The 13,551-nt window shown below is 37.2% G+C and carries 13 protein-coding genes and 2 tRNA genes; 11 read left to right on the forward strand and 4 right to left on the reverse strand.

The annotated features are described in order from the left end of the window. Positions 1-2 precede the first annotated feature (2 nt). Positions 3-152 carry a hypothetical protein gene (locus tag F606_RS23220; RefSeq protein WP_019554054.1) on the reverse strand — a complete coding sequence of 50 codons (150 nt, stop codon included), beginning with the start codon at positions 150-152 and terminating at the stop codon, positions 3-5. Between the two features lie 448 nt (positions 153-600). On the opposite strand from F606_RS23220, the gene F606_RS0111570 reads away from it, so the two are divergent. The 3 genes from F606_RS0111570 to F606_RS0111580 all read left to right on the forward strand — a co-directional run bounded on the left by F606_RS0111570 (position 601) and on the right by F606_RS0111580 (position 5,790). Next, positions 601-2,763, forward strand: coding sequence for a PTS sugar transporter subunit IIABC (locus tag F606_RS0111570; RefSeq protein ID WP_019554055.1), 2,163 nt, complete (start codon positions 601-603; stop codon positions 2,761-2,763). 144 nt (positions 2,764-2,907) lie between these two features. Continuing rightward, positions 2,908-3,720: a PRD domain-containing protein gene (locus tag F606_RS0111575; RefSeq protein ID WP_019554056.1), complete on the forward strand. Its 813-nt coding sequence runs from the start codon at positions 2,908-2,910 to the stop codon at positions 3,718-3,720. 381 nt (positions 3,721-4,101) lie between these two features. Next, complete coding sequence (locus F606_RS0111580) at positions 4,102-5,790, forward strand: methyl-accepting chemotaxis protein (RefSeq protein ID WP_019554057.1); 1,689 nt, start codon at positions 4,102-4,104, stop codon at positions 5,788-5,790. A 130-nt stretch (positions 5,791-5,920) separates the two neighbouring features. On the opposite strand, the gene F606_RS0111585 is transcribed toward F606_RS0111580, so the two are convergent. Continuing rightward, the gene (locus F606_RS0111585) at positions 5,921-6,463 is read right to left on the reverse strand and encodes a hypothetical protein (protein WP_019554058.1); all 543 of its coding nucleotides are present in this window, start codon (positions 6,461-6,463) and stop codon (positions 5,921-5,923) included. Positions 6,464-6,932: 469 nt separating this feature from the next. Between F606_RS0111585 and F606_RS0111590 the strand changes: the two genes are divergently transcribed. Further along, complete coding sequence (locus F606_RS0111590) at positions 6,933-7,898, forward strand: bile acid:sodium symporter family protein (RefSeq protein ID WP_019554059.1); 966 nt, start codon at positions 6,933-6,935, stop codon at positions 7,896-7,898. A 210-nt stretch (positions 7,899-8,108) separates the two neighbouring features. After that, the gene (locus F606_RS0111595; RefSeq protein WP_019554060.1) at positions 8,109-8,738 is read left to right on the forward strand and encodes a carbonic anhydrase; all 630 of its coding nucleotides are present in this window, start codon (positions 8,109-8,111) and stop codon (positions 8,736-8,738) included. A gap of 32 nt (positions 8,739-8,770) precedes the next feature. Here F606_RS0111595 and F606_RS0111600 read toward each other — a convergent pair whose 3' ends face one another. Continuing rightward, positions 8,771-9,340: a hypothetical protein gene (locus F606_RS0111600; protein ID WP_019554061.1), complete on the reverse strand. Its 570-nt coding sequence runs from the start codon at positions 9,338-9,340 to the stop codon at positions 8,771-8,773. Between the two features lie 147 nt (positions 9,341-9,487). Then, positions 9,488-9,901, reverse strand: coding sequence for a CBS domain-containing protein (locus F606_RS0111605; RefSeq protein ID WP_019554062.1), 414 nt, complete (start codon positions 9,899-9,901; stop codon positions 9,488-9,490). 218 nt (positions 9,902-10,119) lie between these two features. Here F606_RS0111605 and map point away from each other — a divergent pair, with 218 nt between their 5' ends. The 6 genes from map (at position 10,120) to F606_RS0111635 (ending at position 13,392) form a co-directional block, all read left to right on the forward strand. Then, positions 10,120-10,992 carry a type I methionyl aminopeptidase gene (gene map, locus F606_RS0111610; protein WP_019554063.1) on the forward strand — a complete coding sequence of 291 codons (873 nt, stop codon included), beginning with the start codon at positions 10,120-10,122 and terminating at the stop codon, positions 10,990-10,992. A gap of 177 nt (positions 10,993-11,169) precedes the next feature. Further along, positions 11,170-11,739, forward strand: coding sequence for a DUF3793 family protein (locus F606_RS0111615; protein ID WP_019554064.1), 570 nt, complete (start codon positions 11,170-11,172; stop codon positions 11,737-11,739). Between the two features lie 49 nt (positions 11,740-11,788). Next, entirely contained in the window at positions 11,789-12,223 is a 435-nt protein-coding gene (locus F606_RS0111620) for a flavodoxin (protein ID WP_019554065.1), read from the forward strand. A 67-nt stretch (positions 12,224-12,290) separates the two neighbouring features. Next, positions 12,291-12,367: transfer RNA gene (locus tag F606_RS0111625), tRNA-Arg, on the forward strand. A 28-nt stretch (positions 12,368-12,395) separates the two neighbouring features. Then, a tRNA-His gene (locus F606_RS0111630) sits at positions 12,396-12,471 on the forward strand. Between the two features lie 114 nt (positions 12,472-12,585). After that, positions 12,586-13,392 carry a sirohydrochlorin cobaltochelatase gene (locus F606_RS0111635; protein ID WP_019554066.1) on the forward strand — a complete coding sequence of 269 codons (807 nt, stop codon included), beginning with the start codon at positions 12,586-12,588 and terminating at the stop codon, positions 13,390-13,392. Positions 13,393-13,551: the final 159 nt, after the last annotated feature.

The raw sequence follows: 13,551 nt of genomic DNA on the forward strand, positions 1-13,551 counted from the left end.
TTTTATATTATTGGTTTTTTATTAGACGCTACGGGTGTGAATTCAACTTCAGCCGTGCCTACATAAATTCGTTCTCCGGTCGTTTTGTCACGACGATAGATTTTATATATACCGGGTTCTTGCGGAAGATCAAAATTTAAATCCGTTGTCATTTCAGTTCACGTCCTCTCAATTTCAAAATATGTTGCGAAAACACAATCCCATTTTACTATGGTATATTTTTGAAACTTAACTGAGGAGGTAATCTATGCAGTAGTGTGTATTATTTTTATTCACATTACTACATAATATTAATATTCTATTGATGATGGATATATCCTGCAAGAGTCATATATAGAAAAATAAAAGCGGTTTTTAGGTAATGCAAATTTCCTTGATAATACAGATTTCAACCAGGTCAGATATTATTTACTTATATTGTGCATGAGTTTGATCGATATTGACAACAGAAATGATATAGTATATGATACTAGTGCAATAAACAAATAATATAGTGTGTTACTGGTTATGCAGGCATTAACTATCATTGAGGCATCTTTTTTGGTGCGTCGCGGTAGTTGGTGCCTTTTTTGCTTGTAACAAAACGAAAGGAAGAAATCAATGAAAGACAAAATTTTTAGTGTACTGCAAAGAGTTGGTCGAAGCTTCATGCTGCCGATTGCAATTTTGCCAGTAGCAGGTTTGTTACTTGGTGTGGGCAGTTCTTTTACGAACGCAACAACAATTTCCACATATGGATTAGGAGAATTTTTAGGTGATGGTACAATCCTTCATGCGTTGCTTGTTATTATGAGTAAGGCGGGGAGTGCTATTTTTGATAATTTGCCAATTATTTTTGCCGTAGGTGTTGCTATTGGGATGGCAAAAGCAGAAAAAGAAGTGGCAGCGCTTTCTTCGATGATAGCATTTTTTGTTATGCACGTTTCGATTAATGCTGTACTCGTTTTGACCGGTAAGGTTCTAGCGAATGGTACAGTGGCTCCTGGCGTATTGGAAGGAACGATTGCTAGTGTCTGTGGTATTCCCACTTTACAGATGGGCGTATTTGGTGGTATTATTGTCGGTCTAGGTGTTGCTTCATTACATAATCGTTATCATAAAATCGTATTACCGGATGCACTATCCTTCTTTGGTGGCTCAAGATTTGTACCAATTATATCTACCATTGTGTATCTTTTTGTAGGTATTGTAATGTATTTCATTTGGCCAGTGGTTCAAAATGGTATATTTGCGTTGGGTGGACTGGTGACAGGAACTGGTTACATTGGTACCTTGATTTTTGGTATTGTAAAACGGGCACTTATTCCATTCGGTCTGCATCATGTATTTTATCTTCCTTTTTGGCAAACCGCCGTTGGTGGCAGCATGGTTGTTGATGGGAGTTTGATTCAGGGCGGTCAGAATATTTTCTTTGCCCAACTTGCTTCGCCTAATGTAACGCATTTTAATGCGGATGCGACAAGATACTTTTCTGGTGAATTTATTTTTATGATTTTCGGTTTACCAGGAGCAGCACTTGCCATGTATCGTTGTGCAAAACCGGAAAAAAAGAGGATCGCAGGCGGGCTCTTACTTTCAGCGGCACTCACCTGTATGTTAACGGGGATTACTGAACCAATTGAATTTTCTTTCTTATTTGTAGCACCTATGCTGTTTTATGTGCAGGTTATACTTGCCGGTGCTGCCTATATGATTGCCCATATGCTCAATATCGCAGTGGGATTAACTTTCTCGGGTGGTTTGCTTGATCTCTTTATCTTCGGTATTTTACAAGGAAATGATAAAACAAGCTGGCTCTATATTATACCAGTGGGCATTCTCTATTTCTTTCTCTATTACTTCATTTTTACGTTCTTGATCAAAAAATTCAATCTCAAGACACCCGGTCGTGAGGATGAAGATGAAGAAACAAAGCTTTATACAAAAGCGGATGTCAACGCACAAAAAGCGAGCGGGACGAATGTTGAACGTGGTGATGATGCCTTAAGTTCTGCTATTGTTCAGGGATTGGGTGGAAAAAAGAATATCACATCTGTAGATTGTTGCGCAACAAGGCTTCGCTGCTCCGTAGAAACTTCTACTTTAGTCAATGAAAAACTGTTGAAACAGACTGGCGCTGTTGGTGTTATCAGCAAGGGGCAGGGCGTGCAGATTATTTATGGACCCAAAGTGACGGTCATTAAAGCGAATCTTGAAGATTATCTCGAAAATGCTCCTGATGAATTGGCAGGGCCATTGGAAATAGCTGTTATTAAAAATGAAGTTTCTGAACTTGGCGCAGCTGCAAAACAGACAGGCCTAACAGCAGCGATGGAAAAACATATTCTTTGTTCGCCGTTTACGGGTCTGATAAAACCAATTACGGAAGCTCCAGATGAAGCATTTGCCAGTAAAATGATGGGAGATGGCTATTTCGTAACTCCATCCGATGGAGACGTGTTTGCACCAGCTGATGGTGAAGTTATGTTTGTTTTTGAAACAAAACACGCAATTGGTTTACAATCTTCTGATGGTACCGACTATCTCCTTCATGTTGGCGTAGATACAGTGAATCTTGGTGGCAAAGGATTTGAGGTATTTGTCGAAAATAATCAGAAAATCAAAAAAGGCGATAAACTCATGCATTTTGATGTAGATTATATTAGGGAAAACGCCACGTCGGATGCTTGTCTGGTGATTTTTACGGGGCTGCAGGAAGGTCAAGAAATTCATCTGCAAAAGACGGGATCTGTCCAGGCTTTAAATGAAATTGCTTGGTATTGAAAGCAATTAAGGAAGATAAACTTTCCATATATAAGAGTTTGGCGTGAAGAAATCCCCCTGCGGATGACGTTTTTCTCATTATAAGGTATAATAGCTATAAGAAAATAGTTGATGGTCAGGGTTCTGTAAGGGGGATTTATTACTGTGTATCGGATCGTTAAGGTTTTGAATAATAATGGATTGTTGACACTCGACGAAGCGAATAGAGAAATCATTTTGCTCGGTAAAGGAATTGGTTTTTGCAAAAAAAATGGTGAACGTATCGATCATATTAAAGATGCAAAAATCTATGAGCTGGTTTCTCGTACCAATATATCTGCATTGCAGATGGTAAATGGAATTGCACCAGCCTACATTGAAATTACGGCACGGATTATTGATGAAGCTGAATTGCAGTTTGAAAAAATAAATCATGATATTCTGCTGCCTATGGCTGATCATATTGCTTTAGCAGTAAAACGTGCCAAGGAGGGGAAAGAACTGCCCAATCCCTTTCATCAGGATATCATGGCTATGTTTCCCGATGAATATAAAGTAGCAGAAAAAGGCAGACAAATTATCAAAGAAATCTCGGGGACAACAATTTCTGAAGATGAAGCTGGTTATATTACATTGCATATCCATGCGGGGTTATCAGATGAAAATGTATCCGAAGGTTTGAACACAGCCCGCTTAGTAAAAAAAACGATTGGGACAATAGAAGCTGAATTAAAAAAAACTTTTGTTAAAAATTCTTTAGGCTACAATCGACTGGTAAGTCATATCCGTTATATGATTGTGCGCATCATCAAAGGTGAACGTGTGAATATTGATATGGAGAATTATGCGAAGCAAAGTTTTCCCAAAGCTTATGTACTGGCCCAAGTAATTTGTGAGGATTTGGCCCAAGAGCTTGGGCGAAATGTGGCACAGGAAGAAATTGGTCTGCTTGGTATGCATATCCAGAGGGTTTTATAAAAGCAGATAGAAGTTCCAAAACGTTTTACAGATGAAATAGAATGGCAAATGATTTTGCGGAAAACTGTATCTATAGTTGCCAGGTTACATTATGAAAATGATGCAAGCTGGCAGCTTTTTTATATTGTGTTTTCGTGTGTAGAAATTTCCATTATTTTTGGTAGCATAAAAATCAATAAAATCCGTGTGTTATAATTTATCTTTGTATGATATAATGAAGAAACTATATGTTTTTCAGAGAATTCTGGATTACGGATACAATTTATGGATGTCTGTAAAGAGACAGTTTTGTTAATATAATGGTATATTAATGGGCTGTCTCTTTTTATAAATAGTATGGAATTCAAGGAATTTTTAGTGATTCAGGTATGGAGGGGTATTATGAATTGGAATCTTAATAAAAAAATCATTATGGCTTTTGCTGCTGTCATAGCAATTGTAGCGGTTATGAGTGCATTTACCTATTATGAGGTAGGGCAGCTCAATCAGATGCATATCCAAGCGGCTCGAAGCCATATGGAAAAAATGTCTTTAGCGCAAGGGATCAGTGCTGATATTGCGAATGAAGCAGTTGCGATGCGGCGTTTTAATTTCACGGGTGATACAAATGATATTACGGTATTCAATACATATCGCACGCAGTCTGAGGATAAATTGAAACAGTTAGAAAGTATTTTATCTGTGGAAAAAAATAAAATAATCGTTGCGAGGATACATCAAGGCAAAGCAGAATATGAAAGTATTGCGGAAAAGTCTTTTATTGCTAAAAAAGAAAATAATATCAATGAAGTAAGCCGTTATATGTCAGAGGCGGGACGTCCTTACAAGGCAGCCATGGAAGCTTCCATACAAATGATAAGCAATGTCGATGATTTTGTAAAAACCGATGAGCAGCTTACAAATGAGCAGGTTGTTTCGATTCAGCGAATGCTGTTAATTGTTAATATTTTTGTTGCAGTCATCGCATTAGGTATTGGGAAATACATCAGTCGGAAGATTTCTCGTCCGGCACAGGCGGTCAGCCGGGCCGCATCTGCTATTGCAGCAGGTGACTTATCGCAGCCTGATGTTTTAGTGGATACGAATGATGAAATTGGTGAGCTTGGGCGTTCATTTAATCAAATGAAGAAGAACTTGTCTGAAGTAATGCGAACGGTAGCCAATACAGCTGAGCAGGTGGCTGCTTCATCGGAAGAACTGACATCAAGTGCAGAACAGTCAGCGCGTGCTTCTGAACAGGGGGCACAGGCGATAACGGCTGTTGCAGAAAGTGCGACCCATCAACTAAAGTCGATCGACCATACATCAGCGGTTGTGCAGACTCTTTCGGCTGGACTCGAAGAGGCTGCTGCCAGTGTCAATGAAGTAACCGAACAGTCTTCACAAGCTTCGCAAGCGGCAGTCGATGGAGCTCAGGCGGTTACAAAAGCCGTAACGCAAATGAAATATATTGAAGAAACGGTAACTTTTTCTTCAAAGGTAGTCAGTAAACTTGGTGAAAGTTCAAAGGAAATTGGTCAGATTATAGAAACGATTTCAGGAATTGCGGCACAGACAAATCTTTTGGCACTCAATGCGGCTATTGAGGCTGCCAGAGCCGGTGAACAAGGCCGTGGTTTTGCTGTCGTCGCAGAGGAAGTTCGTAAATTGGCAGAACAATCGCAGGGCGCGGCGAAACAGATTACAATATTGATCGATGGTATCCAAACCGATACAGTCGATGCAGTAACTGCTATGGAAAATGGTACGAAAGAAGTTGCCATAGGAGTGGATGTGGTTGAGGTTACAGGGACGGCTTTTGAACATATCAAGAGTATTGTTTTTCGTGTAGCCGATCAGATGAAGGAAATGTCGACAGTTATCGATCATATGGCCGAAGGAAGCCAGCAGATTGTTGTGGCAGTTGGTGAAATTGATCGTAAAAGTAAAGTGGTAGCTGCTGAATCGGAGCATGTAGCTGCTGTTACAGAAGAACAATCTGCTTCTGCGCAAGAGATTGCAGCTTCCAGCAATGCCTTAGCGGAAATGGCCCAGAACATGCAAAAAGCAGTGCACCGGTTCCTTTTTTAAACCAAAGGGAAATTATAAGTTCGCATAGAAAAAATAGTACTTTAGCAATAAATAGCAAAAAACACATCAGTTCCCATTTTCAGATGGGGTAGCTGGTGTGTTTTTTATTTGTAAAAGTCCTGTAGATGATTTAGTTATTTTCTAATAAGAGATATTTTAATAGGTTTGAGATACTCGTATAATAGGGCTTTGGATAATTAAAACGCCAGCTTAAGGTGTCAAGATTATTTAGTTGGTGTTCAATAAGAAAAATTTCTTTGTTGATTTTATTTAAATCAGAAACGATTATTTTTTCTAAATCAGATGCATTTTCAGTATGGGCGATTTCATTTTGCCAAGAGGGTGAGTGCTGTGGAATGTAGTTTATTTTGATAATATTTTCCTTGATATCAAAAGCAAATCGCAAGGAAAGGTGGAATTGCAGGTTATTATATTTGTTGGCTGTATTTTCTAAAATAATAGTATGTTCTTTATAGCTCATAATGTGTTTTGTCGGGGATTCTTCAGTCAAAGTAAATGGGAAATTATTGCTTTCAAAAAACGCATCGAATTCAGCGAAGATCGTTTTTTTGAAAGCGGTAATCTGTTCATTGAATTTTTGGTCCCATTTATCTAATAAGAGAATTTTTTCTTCTTTTTTTTGTTCTAAAACAAATAATTGCCGAATATCCATTGGAAAACTCCTCATTTGTACGAATTATTTTTAAATTATACCATATATTCGCACTATTTTAAATCATCTATAGTAAGTTGTATTAAATATTCTATATGCTAATCGTCAGGAATGAGGCATAGGCTAAATTTCTTTCATGCATTATATATTATTAAAAATAGTATATCAGATACTTATTTGCGGTTGCGCACAGGTTGACATTTCACAATTTTGTCATATTTTAGTAGTAAAATAAAATAAATTGATTTAGCAGGAGGGCTTGGTTTTGCTTATTGTGTTACTTATCGTATTTTCGCTTTGTTTATTAGATTTTCATTGTTAATTCATGATTCATTTAAACTTTCATTTTCTTGAGTTTTTATATTCCTGCTTGTTTTTATTGTAACAGTATTATATAATTAATTTTAAAATTTTAATTAAGTGACTTTTGGTAATATACAAAAGTCGTTTTGTACGGGAGTGCTGAATTATGATAAATAATATTGCTGGAATAATTACAAGACTTTTTCCTTTATGGGTGATCGTTTTTGCTGCAGCGGCTTTTTTGTTTCCAGAACCATTTAAACCTTTTGCCGGATCAATTTCATATCTGTTGGGGCTAATTATGCTTGGCATGGGACTTACAATGACCTTGGGCGATTTTAAATTAGTTCTTACGCGCCCTAAAGATGTTGCGTATGGTGTGCTTTTACGTTACCTTGTTATGCCGACGGTGGCTTTTGGTGTGGCAAAGGTCTTGGATTTACCACCTTTGCTGGCGGCGGGACTTATTTTGGTGGGTGCCTGTCCAAGTGGTACGGCTTCAAATGTTATGACGTTTATTGCGAAAGGCGATACTGCACTTTCTGTTACGATTTCCAGTGTTAATACTTTACTGGCTCCGATTGTTACGCCTTTTATTTTTTTATGGCTGGCTGGTACTTTGATTCCAATTCAAGCCGATGCATTATTGATTGATATTTTAAAAATAGTTTTATTCCCTATAGTTTTAGGCTTATTGTTGCGAACTTTTTGTTATTCGTTTGTGAAGCAAATTATGACGTTGATTCCACTGATTTCGGTCGTGGCAATTATTGCAATTATTACGATTGTTGTGGCACTAAGCGCTGCTAAACTGGTGACGATTGCGGCGATTGCTTTCGTGGCGGTTGCATTGCATAATGGATTTGGCCTTAGTCTTGGTTATGGTATTTCCCGTTTGGTTGGGATGCCGCACAAAAAAGCAAAAGCAGTTTCCTTTGAAATTGGTATGGAAAATTCAGGCCTGGCGGTGGCTCTGGCAATTGCGCATTTAGATCCAGTCGCAGCAATTCCAGGGGTGATTTTTAGCGTTTGGCACAATTTCACAGGTTCATTGCTGGCTGGTTACTGGGGAGCAAAAGATGAAATAGAACCTACGATGGTTGAAACTGTGGATCTGGATTCAAAAGTTTAAAAAACATAAAATAAAAGGAAGTATAGGCGTATAGGAAGCTATACTTCTTTTTATTTGTGTATAAATTGAATTTTACGATAAAATTTTAAATTGTTTTTCCTAGTTATGTTCGAAATTTCTTGATTTTTCTGTAGAAAAATATAGAATTTATGGTAGTATATACAATAAAAGCTTGTTTTAATTTTTACATACAAAGGAAGGGGCGTTATTATGCAGAGACTTTTAGATGGAATCATGAAATTTAGACGTGGAGATTTTGAAACGCATCGGGAGTTATTTCAAAAATTGAAATCACAACAAAAACCACAAACTTTGTTTATTACATGCTCCGATTCTCGTATTGATCCGAATATGATTACGGGCAGTTTGCCCGGTGAATTGTTTATTATTCGTAATATTGGCAATATTGCACCGCCGTATCGTGAATCAACTGAATACTTGGCAACGACGTCAGCTGTTGAATACGCAGTACTTTATTTAAATGTCAGCGATATAATTGTTTGCGGGCATTCTAATTGTGGTGGTTGCGGCGCTGTTTTGGCTGAGAAAGATCCATTGGATGATACGCTGCCTCATATCAAAAAGTGGCTTGAACTGATGGAACCGGTGAAAGATCGTGTTATGAAACGGATTCCAGAAACGGATTTAGCAGCGCGGCAATGGATGATGGAGCAGGCCAATGTTGTTGAACAGTTGACTCATTTGATGACATATCCTTATATTTATGAAAGAGTAATGCAAGGAAAATTGAAACTGAGTGGCTGGCATTATATTATCGAAACGGGCGAAATTTTTATTCATGATAAAGAAACAGGTGAATTTTTGCTGGGGAATGCGTAAATTGAAGCAGTAAGATCGGATAGAGGTTCATTTTATTCTTTTTTTGCATAGATCCCGCCATAGGTGCATTTATGAAAAGCGTCAACGGCATTATGTTTGTTTTCCTGTAACCATAACATAAAATCCGCTGGGCTGTCATTTGGCTGAGACCAGTAGTCCGTTTCAAATTTGGCGGCAATTTTTTGACCTAAACCGACTGTTAAACCGATACGATCATCCGGGCAGCGAATGAAAACGGTTGAAGCAGCAATATCAATTTGATTTTCCAATGCGGTTTTATATGTCATAAATATAAAATCACGGCAGATCGTCTGCATTCGTAATTTCGCATCAGCGGATGTATCATTTAATGTAAATTTACATAATATGATAAATTGATTTGGATTTGAAGTAAGTGGTTTTATTATAATGTTACCGTTCGCTTCTGGCGGCAGGGTTGGATACAAGGCCTTTCGCATGACCGTGGCTTTCTCGTTTGCAGCTTGTGTCGCGGGCGTTATTTCACTAGAAAAAGTGTTTTGGATAAATTTTGCATTTGTAAAAAATAATATAGTACCACATATACAAAACAAGAACGACATAAGATATAAAAATTTTTTCATAGGGTACACCTCAAAATATATAATGAATTAAAGAATCCAGCATGGACTGTCTATCAGCAAAAGACGATAGGAGGGTTATATAGATAAATACCTTTCGCCTTAGTTTTGTTCTAAAGCGAAAGGTATTTGATGTCCGACTGATAACATTTAGATGACTTTGCGTTTTGAAAAATTCGCGTAATATTCGATAATCTCACGGCGGCGAATCATGCCAATGAAAATATTTTGATCATCCACTACCGGAACAAAATTTTGCGCGATTGCCAGTGATAATAAGTCTTCCATTTCGGCACTGATTTGCACGACTTGATTCGTTATTTGATGCGGAATTTTTTTTATCTTAATTTGTTCCGTATCATGAAATGAGAAGCCAGAGGCATTTTTTAGTTTCCAGAGCAGGTCCCCTTCAGTCAAAGTACCGGCATATTTTCCATCATCATCAATCAGTGGAATCGCTGTATACCGGTGATATTCCATTTTTTCGAGTGCTTGTCGCATACTGGCATTTGAATTTAGCCAAACGACATCTTTTTTTGGAATTAAAAAAAAGGCAATATTCATAGAGTTTCTCCTTTGCTATGTAATGTAACAAAATGAAAGATAAGTACGAACGGATAGCGAAGAAAAACCGTATTCAATTATTTACTTCTAGTATACATTTTTGCAATACAGAACACAATATGGATTGCAAAAAATTTGCTCTTAGAAAAATTTATAATCGTATCACTTGACAAAAGGTCATATAATATTATTAGGAAGAAAAAAGAGAGGTTATAATTATGACAAGAAATGATTTGTGTTGGTGCGGCAGCGGTCGTAAATATAAGAAATGCCATTTGAGTTTTGATGAAAAGATAAAAAATATTCCTTTGGATATATTAAAAGGTCAGGTTCGACCACCTAAAAGTATAATTAAAAATGATATAGACATTGAAGGAATTCGCAAGAGTTCGGCGATCAATAATGCGGCTTTGGATTTAGTAGGCGCCAATATAAAAGTTGGAATTGATACAGAAACGCTCAATCAGCTCGCCCATAATTTTATTATTGAACAGGGTGGTATTCCAGCGTGTCTGAATTTTGAAGGATATCCAAAGAGTATTTGTATTTCGATTAATGATGTAGTGTGTCATGGAATTCCATCAAAAAAAACCATTCTCAAAGAGGGTGATATTGTTAATGTTGATATCACAACGATACTAGATGGTTATTATGCCGATGCATCAAGGATGTTTATTGTTGGAAAGGCTTCTGTAGAGGCCGAAACCTTAGTGCGAGTAGCCAAAGAATGTATGGAACTTGGTATTGCAGCGATTAAACCTTGGGGATTTTTAGGCGATATTGGTGCAGCCGTTGAAGCGCATGCGCATGCGCATGGCTACTCTGTTGTAACGGAACTGGGCGGACACGGTGTTGGAAAACAATTCCATGAAGAACCGTTTGTTCCCCATACTGGTGAAAAAAACACAGGTATGTTGTTAGTACCTGGGATGGTATTAACGGTTGAACCGATGATTAATATTGGTAAATACAAAGTGATTGTTGATAGAAAAGACAATTGGACGGTTTATACAAAAGACCATTCCTTGTCAGCACAATGGGAAAAAACACTTTTGATTACCGAAGACGGCGTCGAAGCTTTATCAGAATAAGAATTTTTTCTTTAGCGGAAAACTGTTCATCATAATGATGAACAGTTTTTTTTTCGCTAAAATATAAATAATTCAAATTTGATATTGAAAATCATTATCAAATAAACTATAATAGAAAAAGACAAATCAATAAATAGACGAGTTATTGATAAATTTTATTATATGAGGAGCAACTTTATGGTTGAAAACAGGAAATTTGAACAATTACTGGCCCTGCATTGTGCACCAACTCTTGCTGGCATTAAAGTTGGCAATTTGATTACCGTACAAAAACGAAAAATGAATGATTTTTTCAGTTTATTACAGGAATATGAAAAATGTTTAAACTGCAAAGGCATTTTTTTTGAGGTTCTTTCAGAAAGTCCACATTATTTTCTTGTTCTTGTTTATCGTAAAACTGCTTTAGCGCAAATTTTAACACAGCCCCCAAATAGAGATTTGCTTTTATCTTTAGGTTATCGACAATCCGATGGTGTCGAAGAATGTCTTATATATCTTAAAATTAGGATGCAGCTGAAAAAAACATTTCCCCATGAAATTGGTTTGTTTTTGGGCTATCCATATGCAGATGTTATTGGGTTTATTGAAAATAAAGGGCAAAAATTTAAACTTTGTGGCTACTGGAAAGTTTATTCGGATATCCATGCAGCTGAAAAACTTTTTGAACGTTATACAAAATGTAGTGATGTTTTTTGCCGACGGTTGAATAATGGAACATCCATTATCGAGTTAGCAAGAGCCGTGTAAAGCAAGTCATTACATAGTATTAGAAAAATAAAAATGAGGAGCGATAGCAATGAAAAAAATTGTATTGGTTTATTGGAGTGGATCGGGAAATACAGAAATTATGGCGCAGGCGATTCAACGTGGTATAGAAAGTGCGGGGCAATCCGTTGATGTATTTCGTGTGGATTCAGTCGATGCGGGGCAAATCAAAAAATATGATGCTATTTTGTTTGGTTGTCCAGCAATGGGAGCGGAAGTACTCGAGGAATCTGAATTTGAACCTTTTTTTACAGGCATTGAAGGCGATCTTAAAGAAAAACAGATCGGATTGTTTGGTTCTTATGGCTGGGGTGACGGTGAATGGATGCGCGATTGGGAAAAGCGGGTTGTCATGGCGGGAGCACATTTATTTGAAGAAGGTTTGATGGTTAATGAAAAACCAGAGGCGGCACAGGAGCAAATTTGCGAAACATACGGGGGGCGTTTTGCCAAATCGAATCAATAAAAAACAAAAACAGCTTGACAAGTAAAGGATAAATCAATATAATATTAAAAGTAACGCGAGACAAAGTGACTCTGTAGCTCAGCTGGATAGAGTATTTGACTACGAATCAAAGGGTCGCAGGTTCGACTCCTGCCAGGGTCACCAATTTTCTTCGTTATGGTTTTTAAATATGGTGGTTGTGGTGAAGTGGTTAACACGCCGGATTGTGGCTCCGGTATTCGAGGGTTCGATTCCCTCCAGTCACCCCATTTATTCTTGTATTTTGTCTGAAAAATTTTTTTAGCAAATAAAATGAAATTGTAGTAGAATTAGAGGCGATTCGTTTCTAATTCTTTTTTTTATATAAGAAAGGTGGTCACAAAATGAAAAAAGCAATTATACTGGTAAGCTTTGGCGTCGTGGATGAGTACATTCGCCTAAAATGCCTTGACTCTATTGTTTTAAAAATAAAACAGTTTTTTCCCGATTACACAGTCTGCACAGCATTTACATCTATGTTTATTTTAAAGAAACTTAGAAAACAAAATATACACATTGATTCCCTGCCGGAAGTTTTAACTAAATTGCAGCAGGAACAATATGAGGAAGTCGTGATACAGCCAACTCATTTGACGCCTGGTGAGGAATATGAAAATAAAATAATCGCCGTGAGTGAAGTCTATAAAACAGTCTTTCCAAAGCTCAAGGTAGGCAGTCCCGTGTTTTCGGTTGAAGATGAAATACCTGACAAAGATGATTATAGGATCGGGCTAAAATGTATTTTACAGCAAATCGTATCATTGGCGAAAACAGAAGAAGTCGTACTTATGGGACATGGTTCACCGCACCAGCATAATCCTATTTATGAGATTTTGCAGCGAAAAGCAGATGAACTGAACCTTCCGATTACGATTGGAGTTCTTGAACCTACTGATTATCCTGGACTTGAGGATGTAATTGCCAGGTTAAAAAATAAAAATAAAAAAAATATATATTTAATGCCACTGCTTTTAGCTGGAGGCATGCATATTATGCAGGATATGGCAGGTGAATCGCCGGATTCATGGCTGAATAAATTAAAACATGCTGGTTTTAGCGTTCGTATTTATACAAAAGGTTTGGGTGAAAATGAGGCATTTCAAGACATTTACATACAACATATTCAGGCTGCTTTAGAGTTGAAGAATTAGTAGAATGCCAGTCGATTCTTTCGATGTATAACGAAACAACTTGAAATGTGAAATTTTTTTGAATTAGTGGTATACTTATTAGGGTGTATTGATGAATTTATTGTCCTTGAAAATTCATTATTTCAGCAAAATAGAAATACATCTATATGTACGAAAGCC

The organism is Propionispira raffinosivorans DSM 20765 (assembly GCF_000381065.1).
GTDB classification, from domain to species: Bacteria; Bacillota; Negativicutes; order Selenomonadales; family Selenomonadaceae; genus Propionispira; species Propionispira raffinosivorans.

Coding starts and splice junctions, on each gene's coding strand:
- F606_RS0111605 (WP_019554062.1), bottom strand. CDS start 9,901: ATGAATATTGCCTTTTTTTTAATTCCAAAAAAAGATGTCGTTTGGCTA.
- F606_RS0111595 (WP_019554060.1), top strand. CDS start 8,109: ATGCAGAGACTTTTAGATGGAATCATGAAATTTAGACGTGGAGATTTT.
- F606_RS0111635 (WP_019554066.1), top strand. CDS start 12,586: ATGAAAAAAGCAATTATACTGGTAAGCTTTGGCGTCGTGGATGAGTAC.
- F606_RS0111620 (WP_019554065.1), top strand. CDS start 11,789: ATGAAAAAAATTGTATTGGTTTATTGGAGTGGATCGGGAAATACAGAA.
- F606_RS23220 (WP_019554054.1), bottom strand. CDS start 152: ATGACAACGGATTTAAATTTTGATCTTCCGCAAGAACCCGGTATATAT.
- F606_RS0111590 (WP_019554059.1), top strand. CDS start 6,933: ATGATAAATAATATTGCTGGAATAATTACAAGACTTTTTCCTTTATGG.
- F606_RS0111615 (WP_019554064.1), top strand. CDS start 11,170: ATGGTTGAAAACAGGAAATTTGAACAATTACTGGCCCTGCATTGTGCA.
- F606_RS0111580 (WP_019554057.1), top strand. CDS start 4,102: ATGAATTGGAATCTTAATAAAAAAATCATTATGGCTTTTGCTGCTGTC.
- F606_RS0111600 (WP_019554061.1), bottom strand. CDS start 9,340: ATGAAAAAATTTTTATATCTTATGTCGTTCTTGTTTTGTATATGTGGT.
- F606_RS0111570 (WP_019554055.1), top strand. CDS start 601: ATGAAAGACAAAATTTTTAGTGTACTGCAAAGAGTTGGTCGAAGCTTC.
- F606_RS0111585 (WP_019554058.1), bottom strand. CDS start 6,463: ATGGATATTCGGCAATTATTTGTTTTAGAACAAAAAAAAGAAGAAAAA.
- map (WP_019554063.1), top strand. CDS start 10,120: ATGACAAGAAATGATTTGTGTTGGTGCGGCAGCGGTCGTAAATATAAG.